We start from the raw sequence: 19,505 nt of genomic DNA, 5'->3' as shown, positions 1-19,505 counted from the left end.
ACCAGTCTCCCCCGCCGGATCAGTCCACCGGCGACGGCACGGCCCGCAGCCGCGGCGGCTGGTCCTGCTGCGCTCCCGGACCGCCCTGCAGCGGACCCGTCGGCAGACCCTGCGGCGTCGAGAGGACCAGCGTCATCCGGGTCAGCCCCATGCCGTCGAGCATCGGGCCGGATTCCGCCACCATCCGGCAGCGCACCAGGCCCCAGCCCGGGTCCGGGTGGCGCACGGTGCGCACGGCACCGTCCTGTTCCGCGGCCTCGGCTCCGTGGGTCGTCAGCCAGTGCGGCACTCCGTACCGGTAGGCGGCCTCCATGAAGGGGTCACGGGCCACCTCCTGGCGGATGCTGCGCAGCCCCTCGTCCTCGGGAGCGGCGGCCAGCGCGGTCGCGAACCGGGCCAGCAGCGGTACGCACCAGGCGGGTTCGTGATCCTCCAGCACGGCCGCGGCGTCCGGGTGGAACAGCACGAAGCGCAGGAAGTTGTCGTCCGGCAGGGCCGTCGGATGCGGGCGCACCGACTGGAAGAGCCGGTCGAAGGCCGAGTTGGTCAGGGCCACGTCCCAGCGGTGGTCCACGAGGAAGCTCGGGTAGGGCACGGCCTCCATGAGGGCCGCGTAGTCACACAGGTAGTCGCGTTGGGCCGGATCGTCGGGCAGCCGGTTGTCCTCGGCCGCGCGCCAGGTGGGCGGCGGGTCGCGGTCGACCATGATCCGGAAGAGCCAGAAGCACTGCCGCTCGCTCATTTCCAGGGCCTCGGCCAGGGCCAGCAGCTTGCGGTCCGTCCACTCCTTGACCAGGCCGCGCTCCCAGTTCCCGTACGCGCGCACGCTGATGCGCAAACGTGCCGCCAGGTCCTCCTGGCTCAGCCCGAGTTCCTCCCGGCGCTGGCGCAAAATCTCCTTGCGTCGCTCCGACCGCACGGCGCCGCGTGCGGACTCCTCGCCCGCGAGGCGCTCCCCACCGATGTGGGCGAGCCCTTCGGACGGGCCCACCGCTGCGAGATGTGGCACCGAGGGCTCCCCCCATCTTCATTACGGTCTGGATCTTCATTTCCGTGTGGCGATCCTGCTACCGACTTCATTCGAGTGTCAACTATTGTGGCAATTCCAGCCTCTGGGCAGCTCGATCCCGCCACAGATGTGGCACGTTCTAGCCGTACGGACAGAGACCGGATAGATTCCTGGAGCCGACCACGTGCCCGTACCCCGACCTCGCGCGATCTAGGAGAACCACTGGTGACAGACGGCTTCCCGGCTCCCGTCGCGGTGGCCAACACGCTCCTGGCAGCCACCGTCACGCGGGTCGCAGAACTCGCGGGCAAGCTGGGCCGCGACCTGAACCAGGTCTTCGACCTGCGCCGCCTCTCCGAGGCCTCGGGCGTACCCGCCGACGTGGTGCGGAGCCTGCTGGACGGCCGGCCCGCCGGTGAGCCCGATCTCCAGACCCGGTTCCTCCAGCGCCTCGACCTGCTGCGGCGCACCCGCGTGAAGCCCAACGGCCGCCGCTACACGCAGCAGGAGATCGCCGACGGCGCCGCCATGTCGCGCCAGCAGGCCGGCGCCCTGATCAACGGCGACAGACGGCCGACCATGGAACACTGTGACGCGATCCAGCGCTTCTTCGGGGTACACGCCGGATTCCTCACCGCCCACGACGCGGACGCGCTCACGGACGCCCTCCAGCGCACCGAGCAACAGCTGCTGCAGGACTTCGCGGGCCGCGCACGGGAAACCGCACCCGCCCAGGCCGCTTCGGCGGGCGACCCCCTGGCAAGACTTCTCCAGAACCACGGCGTACGGGGCATCGCCTGGCGCGCCGCCCAACTGCCCAGCGACAAGCACCGGGACAAGGTGACCGAATGGCTGGACATGCTTCTCGAAAGCGTCAAACCGAACGAATCCTGACCCAGTCGAAAGTCTGGGTCTGATCCTTGAGTCCTGATCCGGATCCGCGCCGACGGGGAGAACGGTGAGCATAGGCAGAGAGCAGCGGCGGTTGTGCGGGGAGCTGGTGGCAGGCATCAACCTGACCGCGCCCGTGGAGCCCGTGGACCTCTACGCCGCCCTCTGCGAGGGCATGAGCAAGCACCGCGGCCGCCGGGTGGAGTTCCGGATGGCCTCGTTCCCGCCGGGGACGGCCAGCGGCCTGTGGCTCGACATGGCGGACCGCGATCTGGTGGTCATCGAGGAACGCACCGCACCCGACCACCAACTGGTGATCCTCGGGCACGAGCTGTGGCACATGAAGGCCGGCCACTGCAGCCACCACGTCGACGGCGCCGCCGTCGCCGCGCGGCTGCTGACGGACGAGGCCGACATCGGCGAGACCGTACGCCGGGTCGCCGCGCGCACCCGCGCCGACGTCCAAGAGGAGACCGAAGCGGAGACCTTCGGCTTACTGCTGGGCAGTAGGTGCAGGACCTGGCTCGCCGGATCGGCGAGCCGCCGCGCACCGGCGCAGCGAGACCAACTGGCGGGCCGCATCGAGGCATCGCTCGGATACCGGGGGCACAGGAACGACCGTTGAACGGCGAGGACTACTACATACCGGCCGCGGCCCTGGCGATCGCACTCGCCTTCAAGCTGCCGGCCCTACGGCACAACTGGCGCGACCCGCTGCTGCGATCGGTCTGCGCCCTGCTCACCCTGGCCGGTGCGGTCTTCACCTTCGCGGCCCCGCCCACCATCGTGGCGGTCAACCGCTGGACGGGCATCACCAACTTCTCGGCCCCGCTCGTCTACTGCCTCATGAGTGCCTTCAGCGCTTCCTGCCTGGTCCTGATCGTCAACTGGCGCGGCGGCCCGCCCGAGCAGACCAGACGGGTCTCACGCCGGTGGATCCTGGGCTACGGCACGGTCACCGCGACCCTGATGACGCTCTTCCTCCTCGGTGACGCACCGGTCGAGCGACTGCGCGACTTCGACACGTTCTACGCCAACACCCCGTACATGGGGCAGATGATCGGCCTCTACCTGCTCGCGCACAACGTGGCCGCCTTCGTCATGGTCGCCATGTGCTGGCGCTGGTCCCTCCAGGTGCGCGGCTGGCTCCGGACCGGCCTGATGATCATCGTCGTCGGCTACATCCTGAACCTCAGTTACGACGCCGCCAAGATGAGCGCCGTCATCGGGCGCTGGGTCGGCCTCGGCCCCCGGCTCGACGACCTGAGCACCTACGTCGCCCCGCCGCTCGCCGCCGCCGGCGCCCTCGTCAGCGCGATCGGCTTCGTCCTGCCGCTGCTCTGCCAGCGCCTCTCGGACAGCTGGCAGCACTGGTCCACGTACCGCAGGCTCGGCCCGCTCTGGCACGAGGTCCGGATCTCCGCGCCCCACACCCCGGTCGGTGTCCAGATGTCCTGGTGGTCCGCCGCCGACATCCGGGTGATCCAGCGCGAGTCGGACATCCACGACGGCTTCCTGCACCTCGGCCCGTACTTCGACCGGCGCCACCGGGACGACGCCCTCGCGCGGGCCCTCGGGGCCGGCGCCGACGAGGAGACCGCGCGGGCCGTCGCCGACGCGGCCATGGTCGCGGCCGCCGTGCGCGCCCGGGCGGCCGACCCCGAGGGGCGGATCATCGGGGCCAGCGACGAGGGGGCCCCGCCGCCCGCCGACGGTCCGCGCGACCTCGTGCGCATCTCGCACGCGCTGCGCAACTCCCGGGTGGTGGCCGAATGCCGGCGGCAGTCGTCCCTGTCGGGGAGCTGAGCCCCGGGCGGCGGGGCCGGTGATCAGCGCCCGGCGGCCAGGGGCAGGGACGGGAACAGGTCCTGGAACGGCGCCGCCGAGTCGATCCCGTCCCGCCCGAAGGGCGCGTCGAAGCTCCACACCATGAACAGCAGGAACACGATCAGCGCGCTGAACAGCCCCGCGAGCAGCAGCTCCCGAGCCGAACGCCGGATCTGCAGGGTGAAGATCAGCCCGACGGTGACCAGCCCGCCCGCGACCAGCCCCAGCCAGACCACCCCCGGCAGCGTGGACTCGTCGGTCTGCGTGCGCTCGTGGCGGGCGTCGTCGGCGGCCGCGATGTGGTCCAGCAGCGGCTGGTAGGCCTGCGCCTGCAGCTCGTTGCCCGGGCTCTGGTGGGTGACGCCGCTGCGCAGTTTGCCGAGCAGCTCGCCGCCCTCCGGGGACACCGGCGCCCCGGAGGTCAGCCGCGGCCAGTCCACGCTGACGGTGTGGGACACGTACGCGTTGACCTCGCCCCGGATCCGGTCGCGCACGGCGGCCGGGTAGACGTCGGCCCGCTGGGTGACCTCGTACAGGGACTGGGCCTCGCGGCGCACGCTGTCCTCGGCAGCGCCGCGCGCCTCCCAGACGCCCGCGATGGCCAGGCCTAGCACGATCGCGTAGACCACGCCGACCATCATCACCATGTACTCGAGGACGTCGGGGGTTTCGCTGGTGTCCTCGTCGTCGGCGACCCGGCGGTGCCGGATCGCGGTGAAGGCGAGGACGAGGGCGCAGACGAGCGCCATGGCGATGGCCAGGACCAGCCATTCGGACACGAGGGTTCTCCGTAGGTCGAGATGAGCGGACTGAACGTTAGCCGCGGCTCCTGGAGCGGGGCCGCAGCGCGACGGCCGCGAGCACCGCCGGGGTCGTGACGACGACCATGAGCATCAGGGTGGACATGCCGTCCGGGCCGCGCCGTGCCAGGGCCGCGGAGTGGTACGGGCGCACGTGGAACCGCCCCGCCTCCCCGGCCCCCACCGCACCCCGGTGCGGAGCCACCACTTCGCCCGGAGCCGCCTCCGTGACCCCGGCCGCCTCCGACGCGGCCACCCGCGGCTGCGTCGGCGCGGGCCTTGCCCGCGCCGTCGGCCCCGGGGCGGGCTCCGCCGCCGCGCCGGGCCGCGCGGGGTCGAGCGGCCCGAGCCCCGGATGGCGCACCGTCGGTGCGGCCGGGCCCGGCAGCAGCACCCGGGCGGTCGGCCGTACGGCCGGAGCCGGAGCCGACACCGAGGGTGGCGGCGCGGGCGGCCGCGGCCGCGACCCGGCCGGAACGCACAGGTCGACCCGGGCGCCGCGCCCGTGGCCGTCTCCGGCGACCGCCACGTGGCCGTGCAGCGGGCAGAGCGCCGCCACCAGGCCGGCCCCGGCGAAGTACTGCCAAGCGGTCACCGCGCGTTCTCCCGATTCCGCAGCAGGGATGAGGGCTATGCCTGAAGAAACGATCACGGCGGTGCTTCGATACGCGGCAGACAGGTCGAGATCGGCCCGTGACAGCCGACTTCAAGCCACCCCGGCTCCCCGTCGGGGTGGCCACCGGCCCGGACCCGTACCCACGGGCGCGCCCGCTCGCGCCACCGTTCCGCGCCGCCACGCGCCCCCGTACCGGCGCCCCGCCCCGACAACGCCGCACCACCGCACGCCGCACCACCGCACCACCGCACACCGCGGCCGGCGTTCACCCGCCCGGCCCACTCCGCCACGGCGCGGCCCGCTCCCCCCGCCGATGATCGGAGAACCCGATCCCGCAGCTCAGCGGGGTCGCCCCGGGGAGCACAGGAACGGTGGCAGGTGGACGCGGACGGATCGCAGACCCTCGAAACACAGGTCGACGCCCTGATGGACGGCCTCCGGGCCGATCTGGAACGGCTCGCGTCGATCCCCTCGGTCGCCTTCCCCGGCTACCCCGCAGAGCCGGTCCTGGAGGCGCACGACCTGATCGTCTCGCTGCTGCGCGCGGCGGGCGTCCCCACCATCGAGCGCATCGACCTCCCCGACACCGCCCCGGTCATCTATGGCGAGATCCCGCCCCCGCACCCGGACGCACCGACGGTCCTGCTCTACGCGCACTACGACGTCCAGCCCGCCGGCAACCCGACCCTGTGGCTCTCCCCGCCCTTCGAGCCGACCCCCGTCAGTTCGAAAGGGGGGCGGCCCGAAGCCCTGCGGGCGCGCGGGATCGCCGACGACAAGTCGAACGTGATCGCGCACCTGGGGATGCTCCGGGTCTACGGCGGCCGCCCGCCCGTCGGGATCAAGCTGGTGATCGAGGGGCAGGAGGAGTACGGCAGCCCCTTCGACGACTACCCGCCCACCGATCCGCACCGGTTCGCCTGCGACGCGATGGTCATCGCCGACCTCGGCAACCTGCGGCCCGGGACGCCGACCCTGACCACCGGTCTGCGCGGGGCCTGCGAGGTCGTGGTGGAGGTGCGCACCCTCGCGGAGGCGCGGCACAGCGGGGAGTTCGGCGGAGCCGCCCCGGACGCCCTGCTGGTCCTGCTGCGGGCGCTGGCCGCCCTGCACGACGAGCACGGAGACGTGGCGGTGCCCGGGCTGCGCCGCGATCCCTGGGAGGGAACGACCTACACGGAGGAGGAGTTCCGCGAGCTGGCCTCCGTCCGGGCCGGGCTGCCGCTGATCGGCACCGGCTCGCTCGGCGAGCGGCTGTGGAGCGGTCCCGCCGTCACCGTCATCGGGCTGGACGCCCCGGACGTGGCGGGCGCCGCCTCCGCCGTGGTCCCGTACGCGCGGGCCAAGCTGAACCTGCGCTTCCACCCCCTCCAGGACCCGAAGGAGGCCCGGACGGCGCTCGTGAGGCACCTGCGCGCGCAGCGCCCCTTCGGGATCCCGCTCACCGTCACCCCGGGCGACACCGGCCCCGGCTTCGAGGCGCGGACGGGCGGGCCGGCGTACCGGGCGGCGCTGACCGCGCTCAAGGAGGCCTGGGGCACGCAGGCCTCGTACGTGGCCACGGGCGGCTCCATCCCGCTGGTGAACGGCCTCGCGAGGGCGGCTCCGGACGCGGAGGTGCTGCTGTTCGGCGCTCAGGACGGCATGTGCAACCTGCACGCGCCGAACGAGCGGGTGCTGCTGTCGGAGGTGCGCAACACGGTCGTGGCGATGGCGGCCTTCGTCCGGGAGTACGCGGCGGACTTCTGCGCGGCCCGCTCCGCCGGCGTCGCCCAGGACCCGGCCGGAGGCGCCCGGTGACCACCGCGGCCCCGCCACCGGCGGCCCCGCCACCGCCGGCCGCACCGGCTCCCCCGGAGGGGCCGGCGCCCGCGCGGAAGTTCTCGTTCCCCAGCGCGCTGACCATCCTGGCCGTCGTCACCATCGCGATCTGGCTGCTGGCCTTCCTCGTCCCGGCCGGCGAGTACGACCGCGACGACGGCGGCGCCCCGGTCGCCGGCACCTACCACCAGGTCGAGGGCACCCAGAGCTTCACGGACCGCCTGAACGACCTGTTCCTCTCCCCCGTCAACGGCCTCTACGGCCTCCAGGACCCCAAGACCGGCCAGGTCGGCCCCACCTTCAGCGGTGATCTGTACGGCAGCGCGGGCGTGTTCCTCTTCGTGCTCGCCATCGGCGCGTTCATCACCGTCGTGTTCGCCACGGGGGCCCTCGACCGCGGCATCGCCCGCCTCGCCCACCGGCTGCGCGACCGCGGGGCGCTGCTGATCGCCGCCGTGATGGTGGTCTTCTCGATCCTGGGCACCGTGGAGGGCTTCGCCGAGGAGACCCTCGGGTTCTACGGACTGCTGGTGCCGATGATGCTGGCACTCGGCTACGACAGGCTGGTCGCCGTCGGCGCCGGCATCCTCGGCGCCGGCGTCGGCGTGCTCTGCTCCACGGTGAACCCGTTCGCGACCGGCGTGGCCTCCTCGGCGGCCGACATCTCGCTCGGCGACGGGATCGGGCTGCGGTTCCTCATGTGGATCGTGCTGACCACCGTGACCGTCCTCTACGTGATCCGGTACGCCCGGCGGGTCCAGAAGGACCCCGCCAAGTCGATCTGCGGGTTCCTGCCCGGGGACCGGGAGCAGAAGGCCACCGGCGCCGAGGAGGAGGAACCGGAGCTGACCCGGCTGCACAAGACCGTGCTGGTCCTGCTGGTCCTCGTCTTCGCCTTCATGATCTTCTCGGTGGTGCCCTGGTCGAGCGCGCTCACCGGCAAGGCGGACGCGATCCCGTACGCCTGGGAACTGGACTGGTCCTTCGCGCAGTTGGCGGCGCTGTTCATCTGTGCCGCCGTGCTGATCGGCCTGGTCGCCCGGATGGGGGAGGCCGGGCTCAGCTCCACGATCATCCAGGGCGCCGCCGACTTCATCTCGCCCGCCCTGGTCATCATGCTGGCGCGCGGCGTCACGGTCATCATGAACAACTCGAAGATCACCGACACCGTGCTGCACTCCATCGAGGGCGTGGTGAAGGGGACTTCGTCCGGGATCTTCGCGATCATCGTCTTCCTCGTGAACCTCCCGCTCGCCTTCCTGATCCCCTCCACGTCCGGGCACGCCACCCTCACCATGCCGATCCTGGCCCCGCTCGCCGACTTCGCGGGCGTCTCCCGCGCGCTGATGGTGACGGCATGGCAGTCGGCGAGCGGCTGGATGAACCTCTGGGTCCCCACCACCGCCGTCACCATCGGCGGGGTCGCGCTGGCCAAGGTCGGCTACGACAAGTACCTGCGCTTCGTCTGGCCGTTGCTCGGCATCCTCTTCGTGCTGATCTGCGGGTTCCTGGCCCTGGGCGCCGCGATGTGACGGTGCCCGGCCCACCGCTCCCGGACTGCCGCCCCCGTCCTGCCGCCTCGGTCAGCGCCGCCGGACGACGACGAAGTCGGCCAGGGCGGTGAGCTGTTCGCGGACCTCGTCGGGCAGGTACACCGCGTCGAGCGCGCCGAGGGCCGTGTCGTACTGCCGCCTCGCCTCGGCGGCGGTCCAGGCGCGGCCCCCGGCCTCCTCGATCAAGTCGGCCCGCAGGGCGAACTCCGCTTCGTCGAAGACCGCGTCCGGCGCGGTGCCGGCCGCCCCGGCCCCCGCGTCGGCGGCGAGCAGCGCGGCGAGGCGTTCCGCGGCCGGCCCGCCGGCCTGGAGGGCCGCGCACACCGGCAGCGACTTCTTGCGCTGCTTGAGGTCGCTCCACGCCTGCTTGCCGGTCTGCTCCGGCGTGCCCCAGATGCCGAGCAGGTCGTCGACGGCCTGGAAGGCGAGGCCGAGGTGGTACCCGTAGCGCTCCAGGGCGTCGGCGGTCTCGTCGTCGGCTCCGTTGAGGACGGCGCCTATGGAGGCGGCGCAGGCGAGCAGCGCGCCCGTCTTGTTGCCCTCCATCTCCAGGCATTCGGCGACCGTAGCCCGGTCGCGCTGCTCGAAGGACATGTCCTGGGCCTGGCCGTCGATCAGCCTGCGGGTCGCGGTGTTCAGCCGGCGGGTGGCGCGGCACGCATCGACGGTGCCGAGTTCCAGCAGGACCTCGGCACCGAGCGCCAGCAGCGCGTCGCCGACCAGGATCGCCTGGGCCGGGCCGTGCACCTTCCAGACCGTGTCGCGGTGGCGGCGCTGCTCGTCGCCGTCCATGAAGTCGTCGTGCAGCAGCGAGAAGTTGTGCACGAGCTCGACGGCGACGGCTCCGGCCACTCCCGCCTCGGGCGGGGCGCCCGCGGCTTCGGCGGACATCAGCGCCAGGGCGGACCGCAGGGCCTTGCCGCCGTCGCCGTCCGACGGATTGCCGGCGGCGTCGATCCAGCCGAAGTGGTAGGCGGCGATGGTGTCCATGGGCGCTGCCAGCCGTTCGACGGCCCGGCGCAGCACGGGCGCGGACAGGGTGCGCCCCCGCTCCAGCAGGCCAGGTACGTCGACGGCGCCGGCTCCGCGGCTCCTCGGCTTCACATCCAGGCGGTTCACGCTGTCTCCTCCCATGAGGGCCGGGCGCCGTGCAGCCAGGCCATTCGCTCGTACAGGTCGTCCTCGCCCAGGGACCGCAGCATCGCGTTGCGCGCGCGGGCGGCCTCGTCGGCCGGGTGGTAGAGCCGGTCTCCCATCTCCCTGGCCAGGAGCTGGACGCGTGCGGTGCGCCCGCGCCGTTCGGCGGTGTACTTCTCCAGGCGCGCGGGCACCTCGGCGGCGGTGGCGTCGTCGAGGACCTCCCCCAGCACCACGGCGTCCTCCAGGCTCTGACACGCGCCCTGGGCCGCGTACTGGAGCATCGGGTGGGCCGCGTCGCCCAGCAGGGTCACCCGCCCGTCGGTCCAGACGTCCACGGGATCGCGGTCGCACAGCACCCACTCGCGCCATTCCTCGCCCAGTGCGAGGAGCCGGCGGGCCGGGCCGCGCAGGTCCCGGAAACGGTCCCGTACGAGGTCGCGGTGCGCGGGCCGGCCCGACACGGGCTCGCGGGCGCCGTCGTCCAGGACCGCGGCGAGGTTGAGGTACTCGCCGCCCCCGATGACGTAGTGGACGAAGTGCCACCGGGGGCCGGCCCACAGCGTCACCGCGTTCCACCGCAGCTCCTCGGGAACCTTCCCGATCGGTATCACCGAGCGGTAGATGGTGTGCCCGCAGACCCGGGGTGCACCGTCGCCGACGAGCTGCGCGCGTACGGCCGACCGGATGCCGTCGGCTCCGACGAGGAGGTCGCCGGTGAACGTCCGGCCGTCGGCCGTGGACACGGTGACTCCCGACGGGTGCTGCGCGTACGAGCGCACGGCGGCGCCGGCCACCAGCTCGACGCCGTCGGCCGCGCGGCACGCCGAGAGCAGCGGCTGGTAGAGGTCGACGCGGTGCACCACCGCGTACGGGCCCGCGAACCGGCGGCGGTAGCGGTCGGTGAGGGGCAGGGTGGCGACGGTCTCGCCGGTGACGCCGTCCATGAAGCGCAGCTCGGCGATGAACACCGCCCGCTCGCGCACCCGTCGGCCCACGCCCAGCCGGTCCAGGGCGTGGAAGGCGTTCGGGGCGAGCTGGATGCCCGCGCCGATCTCGGTGAAGGCGTCCGCGCGCTCCAGGACCGTCACCCGGTGTCCCCGCCGTGCGAGGGAGAGGGCGGCGGCGAGACCGCCTATGCCCCCGCCGGCGACGAGTGCGTGCGTCGTGGCCCCGTACGCGTTCACGGCCGTAGCACCCCCGTGAGGAGCGACCCGAGGATCCGCCGGCCTTCCCGCGTCAGGATGGACTCCGCGTGGAACTGCACGGAGGCGAAGCGGCGGCCCTCCAGGGCGTGCACCTCTCCGGTGTCCCGGTCCCGGCTCACCGTCACCCGGCCGTAGTCGGGATGGTCGAGGACGTCGGCCTCGGCGCGGGCGGCGAACGTGTTGTAGAAGCCCACCCGTTCGCGTCCGCCCAGCAGGTCGATCTCGCGCTGCACCCCCTGGTTGGGCGCCTCGCGGCGCACCAGGCCGAGCCCGAGGAACCCGCTCAGCACCTGGTGGCTCAGGCACACCCCCAGGAAGGGGTGCTCCCGCGCGAGGAGCCGGGACACCTCGGCCCTGAGGTGCGCGATCTTCGGATGCGCGAGGTTGCCGGGGTCGCCCGGGCCGGGGCCCAGGACCACCAGGTCGTGCGCTCCGGTGTCGTACGGCTCGTCGAACCGCCGTACCGCGACCTCGGCGCCGAGGGAGCGGATCAGCTGGGCGAGCATCGCCGTGAAGGTGTCCTCGGCGTCGACGACGAGCACCCGGCGCCCCGCCAGTTCGGCGGCGGCCCCGTTCCTGGCGCCCGGGTCGTCCAGCCAGAACCCGGCGACGGTCTCGTTGCGGAGGGCGAGCGCGGCGCGGACCTCGGGATGCGCGGCGAAGCGGCTGGGGGCGGGACCGGCCAGGGCCGCGAGCAGCCCGGCCGCCTTGGCCCGGGTCTCGCGCGCCTCGGCCTCGGGGTCGGAGTGGCGCACCAGCGTGGCCCCGACGCCGATGCGCAGCCGGCCGTCCACGGCGATGTCGGCCGTCCGGATCAGGATGGCGGAGTCGAGGCTCCGCGCGCCCGAGGCGTCCCGTCCGATGAGCGCGGCCACGCCGCTGTAGTAGCCGCGTCCGGTGGTCTCGTGGCGGCTGATCACCCGGGCGGCGCTCTCCAGCGGTGCGCCGGTCACCGTCGGGGCGAACAGGGTCTCCCGGAGGATGTCGCGGACGTCCAGGTCGGTGCTGCCCTCGATGAGGTACTCGGTGTGCGCGAGCCGGGTCATCTCCTTCAGGTAGGGGCCGATGAGCCGCCCGCCGGACCGGCAGAGGCGGGACATCATCTTCAGCTCCTCGTCCACGACCATGTACAGCTCGTCGGCTTCCTTCCGGTCCGTCAGGAAGGACAGGACGCCGTCGAGCGTGGGGCCGCCCGGGGGGTAGCAGTAGGTGCCGCTGATGGGGTTCATCACCGCGGTGCCGCCCCGCACGCTGATGTGGCGTTCGGGGGTGGCGCCGACGAGCATCCGGTCGCCGGTGTGCACGAGGAAGGTCCAGTAGGCCCCCGCCTCCCGTTCGAGGAGGCGGCGGAAGAAGGACAGGGCGCCGGCGACCGAGCAGTCCGGCAGCCAGGCCGTGAAGGTCCGCTTGATCACGAAGTTCGCGCCCTCGCCGGTGCCGATCTCCTCGGCGACCACCCGCCGCACGATGTCCGCGTACGCCTCGTCCGAGAGGTCGAACTCCTCGGATTCGACCTTGACGGGATCGTTGGGCAGCCGCCGCAGGGCCGCGGCGAGCGGGAGGTCCTGCCGGTCCGTGACGGTCAGCGCGAGCAGCGGCTCGCCGTCGTCGAGGGCGGCGAACCCGCGCTCGGTGATCTGCCGGTACGGCACCAGGGCGAGCACCTCGCCCGTGCCGGCCGGGTCCGTGGGGTCGGCGGGGTCCGTGAGCGGGAGGTCGGCCAGTGTGGCGCAGGCGGCCGTATCGGCGAGCAGCACTTCGAGGGTGCCCGGCGCCTTGGTCTCCGGGCGGTACAAGAGGGCGAAGGCCCCCGCGGAGCCGTCCAGGACCCGGGCGAGGAGGTCCGGGGCCGAGGCGGCGCGCGGCCCGGCCGCGGTCCCGCCGGCCGCGGTCCCACCGGTCCCGGTCAACGCCGCCCCCCTGTCGGCAGGGCGGCCAGCGCCTCGTAGACGGAGGCGGTGGTGACGACGGCGGCGCACCGCTCGGCCGCGTACTCCAGGGCCAGCCGGTGGTAGGAGGCGGAGAAGTCCGCGACGGCGTCGCCCACCAGGAACGGCTGGATGTCGTGCGTGAAGGCGTCCACGGCCGTCATCAGGACCCCCACGTGGGCGTAGACCCCGCAGATGACGAGCTGATCGCGGCCTTCGGCCCGCAGCCGTTCCAGCAGGCCCGAGTTGAAGAAGGCGCTGTAGCGCCATTTGGTGAACACCCAGTCTTCCGGGGCCGGTTCGAGTCCCGCGACGACTTGGCGGTGCTCCGGCGAGGTACGCATCCCGGGTCCCCAGAAGTCCGCGAGCAGGCCCCGCTCCGCGGGTGTCATCCCGCCGGGCTGGGCCGTGTAGGCGACGGGGACGCCCAGTTCTGCGCAGCGCCGGCGCAGCAGGGTCGCGTTGCTCACGAGCGGGTCCCCGGGGGAGGTTCCCCGCGCGAACGGCCGGAGGAAGTACTCCTGCATGTCGTGGACGAGCAGCACGGCGCGCCGCGGGTCCACCCGCCAGCCGACCGCCGCGGGAGGAAACTCACCGGGCAGGGGCATCGGGTAGGGATCGATGGAAGGTAGGCCTGCCATGCGGTGGTCGGTCCTTTCGGGATGCGATCGGTGGAAGGAGCGGACCCGCGCGGACCCGCGCGGGCGACGTCGGCACGCGGTGCGGCGGTGCGGCGGTGCGGCGGTGCGGCGGTGCGGCGGTGCGGCAGGGGCTACACCCCGAGGGTCGCCCCGCCGTCGACGGTCAGGCCCTGCAGGGTGATGTGCCCGGCCTCGTCGGACAGCAGGAAGCGGATGGCGTGGGCGACGTCCTCCGGGCTCGCCACCTTTCCCAGCGGTATGCCGGTCCGGTAGGCGTCCGGGTCCCCCGCCACGGAGGCGGCGACCGCGCTCCCGTCGGCGTGCATGCCGTGCAGCATGTGGGTGTCCGTGGAGCCGGGGGTGACCACGTTGCAGCGGACGCCGTACCGGGCGACCTCCAGGCCCATGCACTTGGTGAAGGCGATCGCCGCCGCCTTGGACGCGGCGTAGGCGGCCATGTGCGAGCGGGCGGTGCCCGCGGCGTTCGACGCGACGGTGACGATGGAGCCCCTGCGGCGCGCCACCATGCGTCTGGCCACGGCGCGGGACACGAAGAAGACCCCGTTCGCGTTGACCGCGAAGGTGAAGTACCACTCCTGGTCGCTCAGGTCCGTGACCTCGCCCAGGCGGAGTACGCCGGCGGCGTTCACCAGGTAGTCGATGGGCCCCAGTTGTTCCTCGACCGCCTCCACCACGGCATCGACGTCCGTACTCGACGTCACGTCCGCCGGGTGGCCCCGTACGGGCAGGTCCTCGGCGGTGAGCTTCTCGACCGTTTCCCAGAGCTGCCCGTTGTCCAGGTCCACGGCGGCGACCACCGTGCCCTGTTCGGCGAGCAGGCGGACCACGGCCGAACCGATGCCGCCGGCCGCGCCGGTCACCAGGGCGACCTTGTGGGCCATCCCGTCACTCATCGCGAGACCGGCGTCGGCACGGACCGCGGCGCCGGGGCGGCTGCCGCTTCTTCGGCCCCGGCGGACGGCGACCCGGCTTCGCGCAGGGCCGCGATCTTCAACTGGCGGACGAGCATGAAGAGTCCGTAGGTCACGATCAGGGCGATGGCCGGGGCGCCGACGATGTACGCCCACACGTGCCGGATGCCGTACCGCCGGCCCTCCACGATCATGTACGCGCCGACGGCCGCCCAGACCAGCACCAGGTCCATGTAGACGAACTGGGACGCCAGATTGGTCGTCGCATCACGGAGGAAGTTCTCCACGACCCCGGCCGCACCTGCGTCGGCGTTCTGGACGACGAACGCGACGGCCATCGTCCCCATGACGCCCAAACCGATCAGGGCTGACGCCCCGTACAGGAAGCACAGCGCGCGGTCCCTTCCGCGCACCTCGCTCAAACGCATCACAACTGCCTCCCAGGCATTGGTGTCTCCTGCGGCCGACCGGGCCGCAGGGCTCATCGTTCGTAGCTGTAGTCGTCCAGGTCGAAGTGCCGGGCCCGCCAGGCCGCTTCGTAGGTGGAAGCGGGCCGGACGGCCGGCGCGTCACCGTGCTCGTCGAGGTAGTAGCTGTTCGTGCCCTGGCAACTCGAGTCCAGGAAGACGGTGTTGCGCATGCGGCGCAGGTTCCGCCGGAAGGAGCCGTCGTGCTTCTCCGGGCGGACGACCGCTTCCGTGGCCCGGCGCCGCCGGGCCTCGCCGATCACCCGCAGGGCGTGGGTCACCTGGTAGTCGATCATTCCGAACCAGGACCCGCCGGTGAAGGAATAGGGGCCGACGATGAACCACAGGTTCGGATAGCCCTTGATCGAGGTGCCCTCGTACGTCTGGAAGCGCTCGGTCTTCCAGAACTCCTTGAGGTCCCGGCCCCCTCGGCCGCGCATCGGGAAGGGGGGCAGGTTGTCGAGCACGTGGAATCCGGTGGCGAGGATCAGCACGTCGAGGTCCTGCTCCTCGCCGTCCGTGGTGCGGATGCCGGAGGGGGTGATCTCCTCGATGGGCTCGGTGACGAGCTCGACGTTCTCGCGGGTGAAGGCGCGCCAGTAGCCCTTGCTCAGCGACGGCCGCTTGCAGCCCACCCGGTAGGAGGGCGTCAGCTCGCGCATCAGCGTGCGATCGCCCTTCACCTGGCGCCGCAGGTAGAGCTTGGACGCCGCTTCCCCGGCCTTCGCCAGGAACGGGAAGCGCCGGTAGTGGACCATGGCGATCACGAAGCTGAGCTCGGTCACGACGTCCGTGAGCAGCCGGATCGCCCGCTGTGTCGCGGGAACCTTCCGGAAGAGCCGGCGGACGGACTCGGGCACCGCGACGTCCGGCTTCGGGAGCAGCCAGACGGGGGTCCGCTGGTAGACGTGGAGCCGCTCCGTCCGGTCGGCGATCTCCGGAACGATCTGCACGGCCGAGGCGCCGGTGCCGACGACTCCCACCCGCTTGCCGTCCAGGTCCAGGGACCGGTCCCACCGTGCCGTGTGGACAAGGTCGCCCTTGAACGTGTCGAGGCCGGCGATGGCCGGCGTCTTGGGCTTGGTGAGCCACCCGGTGGCGCAGATGACGAAGCGCGCGGTCAGCGAGGCGCCGTCGGCGAGGACCACCTGCCACATGTGCGTGGACTCGTTGTAATCGGCTTGCTCCACGCGCGAGTTGAACCGCAGGCGGGGGCGCAGGGCGTACGCGTCGATGCAGTGGTCGGCGTACGCCTTCAGCTCCTCTCCCGGGGGGAAGACCCGGGACCAGGACGCGTAGGGTTCGGCGGCGAAGGAGTAGGAGAAGGCGGAGATGTCCACGGCGACGCCGGGGTACGTGTTGGCGTACCAGCTTCCGCCGACGCCGTCCCGCTCCTCCAGGATGACGAAGTCGTCGATGCCCGCGCGGCGCAGGCCGAGCGCTGCTCCGATGCCCGAGAACCCCGCGCCGATGACGAGGACTTCGTGGTCGGGACGCTCCTTCTCCCCCATGGCCGTCACAGGGCCAGCCCGATCGCCTGGAGCGACCCGAACGCGAGCAGCAGGAGACAGGTGTGCTCCAGTGCCGGGATCAGGTCGCGGCCCGCCGCCCCGCTCAGTACTCGGCGCACCGGGAGGACGGCCGCCGGGACCGCGCCGAGGACGAGGAACGCCCCGGGCCGGGCCGAGCCGAGGAGCAGTGTGGACACGAAGGCCGCGGCCACGCAGAGGACGTAGAACCGCCGGGTCGGTCCGGCGCCCAGCCGCACGGCGAGGGTGATCTTCCCCGCGGCCGCGTCGGTCGGGATGTCGCGGAGGTTGTTCGTGGTCAGCAGCGCGCAGGCGAGGAAGCCGAGGGGCACGGACGCGCCGAGGGCGATCAGGGGCACGTGGCCGAGCTGGATGTAGACGGGGGCGCACACGAAGACGACGCCGTGATAGAGGAAGATGCTGATCTCGCCCAGCCCGCGGTAGCCGTAGGGCCGTGAACCGCCGGTGTAGAACCAGCCGCCGAGGGCGAGGGACACGGTCAGCGCGAGCACCCACCACGAGACCAGTACGGCCAGGACCAGCCCGGCCAGGGCCCCGGCCGCGTACAGGACCACTCCGTGCCGGAAGACCTGCCCGGGCGTGGCCTGTCCCGAGCCCACCAGCCGGGCCGGGCCCGCCCGGTGGTCGTCGACGCCCCGGACCCCGTCGCTGTAGTCGTTGAAGAAGTTGGTCCCCAGGACGAAGCCCAGGACGAGCACGGCCGTCAGGGCGGCGTGCCACCAGTCCACGGCCCCGGCCTCGTGGGCGAGTGCCAGGCCCACCGCGAGCGGGGCGAAGGTGACGGGCAGGGTCTTGAGCCGGGCGCCGGCCACCCAGTTCCGCACGGGGTGGCTGCGCACCGCCCGCTGCTGGAGGGTCATCTCTTCGACCCCACGCCCAGATAGAGGACGGACGTGGACTTCGTGCGCACCATGCTCACCTCGTCGAGCCGGCCGGCCGCGAAGCGGGCCATCTCGCGCATCCTCGGGCGCAGGCCGAGCAGTTCGAGCTCGACCCCGTGCTCCCGCGCGGCCCGGGTCAACCGCTCCCGGTTGACGAAGAGCCGGTGGTCGTGGGTGCCGCGGGGCGGCCGGCCGGGGAGCGGGAGGTTCTCGGCGAGGGTGATGGAGACCAGCCTGGCCATCCGCGTATCGGCGATGGTGTCGACGATCAGCGTGCCTCCGGGCCGCAGGACCCGGCACGCCTCCGCCACCACCGCGTACGGGTCGGGTACGTGCTCCAGGCACTGCCCCGCGGTGACGACGTCGAACGACTCGTCATCGAAGGGGAGTCGGGACACATCGGCGCGGACGACCTCGTCGAAGCCGTGCCGCAGCGCCTCGCGGAGCGACATCTCCGACAGGTCGACGCCGACCACGCGGTAGCCCTTGGCCGCCGCGTGCGGGCCGAACAGGCCTCCGCCACAGGCGACGTCGAGCAGAGCGGCCTTCTCGCCGCGGGCGGCGGGAACGAATTCGGCCCGAGCCTTCGCGATCCAGCTCAGTGGCGCCAGCGCCCCCCTCGGATCCCACCACTCATCGGCGAGCCCGTCGTAATCCGAGATGAAGTCCTGCCGGATTTCCGACCTGTCCTTTTCTCCACTGCGTGTAAGCAAAGCAGTTACCTCCGCCCATCAGTCGCACTGCGGTCAACCCTTTCCAGAAGCCTGACAGGGGCCGATAGAGCCCGCATGGAGCATCCCTACAGCCGCCGCACCACGACCGCCCCGCACCCTTCCGGAGCGGGTCAGGTGCCGTGTTAGTCTCCCCTGGCTTCTCCAACTCCAGCAACCTGCCGGTCAATTGTCAGGTTCCCATGCGGCGTAACCCGGAGGGAATTCCGGGAAAGGTGGCGCACGATGAGCACATTCAGCAGCGATTTCGGACGGTCCCTCTCCATCACCCCCGGAAAAGTGGTCCGGGAAGGCGCGGACGGAGGCGTCGGCGACCTCATGGCCGAGGCGGCCGCGTCCGGCAAGGACACGGCGGTACGGGGCGCAGGCCGCTCGTGCAACACCCAGACCCTCGCCTCCGGGACCGTGCTGGACAATTTCCGCGAAGACGCGGAGCCGCGCTTCACCGACGGGGAACACCGCGTGGAAGTTCCGAGCGGAATGACCTGGCACGCGCTGGAGAAATGGCTGAACGGGCACGGCCGCGCCAATCCCGTCCTGCCCAGCTATCTGGATCTCACGGTGGGCGGAACCCTGTCCATAGGAGGTTTCGGCCACGGTTCCCTGCGCTCGGGACTCCAGATCGACCAGGTGGAAGAGATCGAGCTCATCAACGGAACGGGCCGTTCACGGACCTGCTCCCGCCAGGAGAATTCCGAGCTGTTCCGGTTCGCCCTGGGCGGCCTGGGACAGGTCGGGTTCATCAGGACCGCGGTGCTCCGCACCGTGCCGTACCGGGCGGTCACTCCCGTCTCCAGGATTTCGCACACGGGAATGTCCGAGCTGGCGGAATTCATGAAGGACGTCGCAGGCGATCCCGCGGTTTCCGGCTATTTCGGCATGTACGACCGGACCTCCTGGTATTCGCAGATCTCCTTCTCGGCGGAGGCCGCGGAAGCCGTGGCGGCCGGCGAGCCGGGCACCGTGCTGCCCGCACCCGACTATTCCCTGCTGCTGCACCAGGAGGTCGACCAGCACCTCCTGCCCGTCCTTCAGGACGCGTCGCGCGTGAACCTCTGGGCCGACTACGTCTTCGACGAAGCGGGCTTCGAGGGGATCACGAAGACCCTGGAGGAGCTGACCCGCGAGTCCCCGTTCGCGGACAACCTGATCAGCCTGTACTTCCTGGTCATCAAGCGTCCCGAAGCGGCGACGCCGTTCGTCTTCGCACCGTCGCTCGACGCCCCGGTCCAGTACGGCATCGGCGTGTTCACCACCATCGAGAAGTCCGACACCCACGCGGTGGCCGAGACCCGGCGAGTGCTGCGCGAGCTGCTGGCGGCCTGCGCGCAGGCGAAGGGCCGCCCGTACCTGTACGGCTCCCACGAGCTGGACGCGGAGCTGCTGGAGGGCTTCTACGGCGCCGACGCGCTGCGGCGGCTGGAATCCCTGCGCGAGGAGCACGCGCTGACCCGTTTCAACCCGCGGGCGTTCGGCGGCGTACGGCCGTGAGGAACGCGCGCAGGGGCGCGAC

The 19,505-nt window shown here is 72.2% G+C and carries 18 protein-coding genes; 6 read left to right on the top strand and 12 right to left on the bottom strand.

Annotated elements, in window-relative coordinates; all coding sequences use genetic code 11:
• Window positions 1-19: 19 nt before the first annotated feature.
• On the bottom strand, window positions 20-1,009 hold the full coding sequence (locus AC6CKD_RS29220) for a helix-turn-helix domain-containing protein (RefSeq protein WP_498331354.1): 990 nt from the start codon (window positions 1,007-1,009) through the stop codon (window positions 20-22).
• A 225-nt stretch (window positions 1,010-1,234) separates the two neighbouring features.
• On the opposite strand from AC6CKD_RS29220, the gene AC6CKD_RS29215 reads away from it, so the two are divergent.
• From AC6CKD_RS29215 to AC6CKD_RS29205, 3 genes are all read left to right on the top strand, one after another.
• Window positions 1,235-1,903 (top strand): helix-turn-helix domain-containing protein, encoded by a 669-nt coding sequence (locus tag AC6CKD_RS29215; RefSeq protein ID WP_478689176.1) that lies wholly within the window; start codon window positions 1,235-1,237, stop codon window positions 1,901-1,903.
• A 64-nt stretch (window positions 1,904-1,967) separates the two neighbouring features.
• On the top strand, window positions 1,968-2,525 hold the full coding sequence (locus AC6CKD_RS29210) for a toxin-antitoxin system, toxin component (protein WP_478689175.1): 558 nt from the start codon (window positions 1,968-1,970) through the stop codon (window positions 2,523-2,525).
• Window positions 2,522-3,706 (top strand): MAB_1171c family putative transporter, encoded by a 1,185-nt coding sequence (locus AC6CKD_RS29205; protein WP_498331352.1) that lies wholly within the window; start codon window positions 2,522-2,524, stop codon window positions 3,704-3,706. Before AC6CKD_RS29210 ends, AC6CKD_RS29205 begins: the two co-directional genes overlap by 4 nt.
• Window positions 3,707-3,729: 23 nt before the next feature.
• On the opposite strand, the gene AC6CKD_RS29200 is transcribed toward AC6CKD_RS29205, so the two are convergent.
• Together AC6CKD_RS29200 and AC6CKD_RS29195 are read right to left on the bottom strand one after the other, a co-directional pair.
• Window positions 3,730-4,506: a bestrophin-like domain gene (locus AC6CKD_RS29200; RefSeq protein WP_498331350.1), complete on the bottom strand. Its 777-nt coding sequence runs from the start codon at window positions 4,504-4,506 to the stop codon at window positions 3,730-3,732.
• Window positions 4,507-4,543: 37 nt separating this feature from the next.
• Window positions 4,544-5,122 carry a hypothetical protein gene (locus tag AC6CKD_RS29195; protein ID WP_498331348.1) on the bottom strand — a complete coding sequence of 193 codons (579 nt, stop codon included), beginning with the start codon at window positions 5,120-5,122 and terminating at the stop codon, window positions 4,544-4,546.
• Window positions 5,123-5,569: 447 nt separating this feature from the next.
• On the opposite strand from AC6CKD_RS29195, the gene AC6CKD_RS29190 reads away from it, so the two are divergent.
• Both AC6CKD_RS29190 and AC6CKD_RS29185 read left to right on the top strand, forming a co-directional pair.
• Window positions 5,570-6,943 (top strand): M20/M25/M40 family metallo-hydrolase, encoded by a 1,374-nt coding sequence (locus tag AC6CKD_RS29190; RefSeq protein ID WP_498331569.1) that lies wholly within the window; start codon window positions 5,570-5,572, stop codon window positions 6,941-6,943.
• On the top strand, window positions 6,940-8,496 hold the full coding sequence (locus AC6CKD_RS29185) for a YfcC family protein (protein WP_498331347.1): 1,557 nt from the start codon (window positions 6,940-6,942) through the stop codon (window positions 8,494-8,496). The genes AC6CKD_RS29190 and AC6CKD_RS29185 overlap by 4 nt, the downstream gene beginning before the upstream one ends.
• A gap of 51 nt (window positions 8,497-8,547) precedes the next feature.
• On the opposite strand, the gene AC6CKD_RS29180 is transcribed toward AC6CKD_RS29185, so the two are convergent.
• From AC6CKD_RS29180 to ubiG, 9 genes are all read right to left on the bottom strand, one after another.
• A complete protein-coding gene (locus AC6CKD_RS29180) occupies window positions 8,548-9,651 on the bottom strand; it encodes a polyprenyl synthetase family protein (protein ID WP_498331345.1) in 1,104 nt (367 codons plus the stop codon).
• Window positions 9,633-10,841, bottom strand: a complete 1,209-nt coding sequence (locus tag AC6CKD_RS29175; protein WP_498331343.1) for a 3-hydroxybenzoate 6-monooxygenase — start codon at window positions 10,839-10,841, stop codon at window positions 9,633-9,635. Before AC6CKD_RS29175 ends, AC6CKD_RS29180 begins: the two co-directional genes overlap by 19 nt.
• Window positions 10,838-12,772 (bottom strand): anthranilate synthase family protein, encoded by a 1,935-nt coding sequence (locus tag AC6CKD_RS29170; protein WP_498331342.1) that lies wholly within the window; start codon window positions 12,770-12,772, stop codon window positions 10,838-10,840. Before AC6CKD_RS29170 ends, AC6CKD_RS29175 begins: the two co-directional genes overlap by 4 nt.
• The gene (locus AC6CKD_RS29165; RefSeq protein WP_498331340.1) at window positions 12,769-13,431 is read right to left on the bottom strand and encodes an isochorismatase family protein; all 663 of its coding nucleotides are present in this window, start codon (window positions 13,429-13,431) and stop codon (window positions 12,769-12,771) included. Before AC6CKD_RS29165 ends, AC6CKD_RS29170 begins: the two co-directional genes overlap by 4 nt.
• A 131-nt stretch (window positions 13,432-13,562) precedes the next feature.
• The gene (locus AC6CKD_RS29160) at window positions 13,563-14,333 is read right to left on the bottom strand and encodes a 2,3-dihydro-2,3-dihydroxybenzoate dehydrogenase (protein ID WP_498331338.1); all 771 of its coding nucleotides are present in this window, start codon (window positions 14,331-14,333) and stop codon (window positions 13,563-13,565) included.
• 8 nt (window positions 14,334-14,341) lie between these two features.
• A complete protein-coding gene (locus AC6CKD_RS29155) occupies window positions 14,342-14,791 on the bottom strand; it encodes a DUF2834 domain-containing protein (protein WP_498331336.1) in 450 nt (149 codons plus the stop codon).
• Between the two features lie 53 nt (window positions 14,792-14,844).
• Window positions 14,845-16,341: a flavin-containing monooxygenase gene (locus AC6CKD_RS29150; protein WP_498331567.1), complete on the bottom strand. Its 1,497-nt coding sequence runs from the start codon at window positions 16,339-16,341 to the stop codon at window positions 14,845-14,847.
• Window positions 16,342-16,346: 5 nt separating this feature from the next.
• The gene (locus AC6CKD_RS29145) at window positions 16,347-17,240 is read right to left on the bottom strand and encodes a 1,4-dihydroxy-2-naphthoate polyprenyltransferase (protein WP_498331334.1); all 894 of its coding nucleotides are present in this window, start codon (window positions 17,238-17,240) and stop codon (window positions 16,347-16,349) included.
• A complete protein-coding gene (gene ubiG / locus AC6CKD_RS29140; RefSeq protein WP_498331332.1) occupies window positions 17,237-17,974 on the bottom strand; it encodes a bifunctional 2-polyprenyl-6-hydroxyphenol methylase/3-demethylubiquinol 3-O-methyltransferase UbiG in 738 nt (245 codons plus the stop codon). The genes AC6CKD_RS29145 and ubiG overlap by 4 nt, the downstream gene beginning before the upstream one ends.
• 243 nt (window positions 17,975-18,217) lie before the next feature.
• On the opposite strand from ubiG, the gene AC6CKD_RS29135 reads away from it, so the two are divergent.
• Entirely contained in the window at window positions 18,218-19,483 is a 1,266-nt protein-coding gene (locus AC6CKD_RS29135) for an FAD-binding oxidoreductase (RefSeq protein WP_498331330.1), read from the top strand.
• Window positions 19,484-19,505 lie beyond the last annotated feature (22 nt).

This window comes from Streptomyces sp. GQ60 (genome assembly GCF_059758875.1).
The sequence above is the reverse complement of the archived record's forward strand: the minus strand, read 5'-3'. Positions and strand labels throughout refer to the sequence as shown.

Bases quoted from the DNA above. Each gene is read 5' to 3' on its own strand.
- AC6CKD_RS29135 (WP_498331330.1), top strand. From the start codon at position 18,218: ATGAGCACATTCAGCAGCGATTTCGGACGGTCCCTCTCCATCACCCCC.
- AC6CKD_RS29160 (WP_498331338.1), bottom strand. From the start codon at position 14,333: ATGGCCCACAAGGTCGCCCTGGTGACCGGCGCGGCCGGCGGCATCGGT.
- AC6CKD_RS29165 (WP_498331340.1), bottom strand. From the start codon at position 13,431: ATGGCAGGCCTACCTTCCATCGATCCCTACCCGATGCCCCTGCCCGGT.
- AC6CKD_RS29190 (WP_498331569.1), top strand. From the start codon at position 5,570: ATGGACGGCCTCCGGGCCGATCTGGAACGGCTCGCGTCGATCCCCTCG.
- AC6CKD_RS29145 (WP_498331334.1), bottom strand. From the start codon at position 17,240: ATGACCCTCCAGCAGCGGGCGGTGCGCAGCCACCCCGTGCGGAACTGG.
- AC6CKD_RS29180 (WP_498331345.1), bottom strand. From the start codon at position 9,651: ATGGGAGGAGACAGCGTGAACCGCCTGGATGTGAAGCCGAGGAGCCGC.
- AC6CKD_RS29150 (WP_498331567.1), bottom strand. From the start codon at position 16,341: ATGGGGGAGAAGGAGCGTCCCGACCACGAAGTCCTCGTCATCGGCGCG.
- AC6CKD_RS29155 (WP_498331336.1), bottom strand. From the start codon at position 14,791: ATGCGTTTGAGCGAGGTGCGCGGAAGGGACCGCGCGCTGTGCTTCCTG.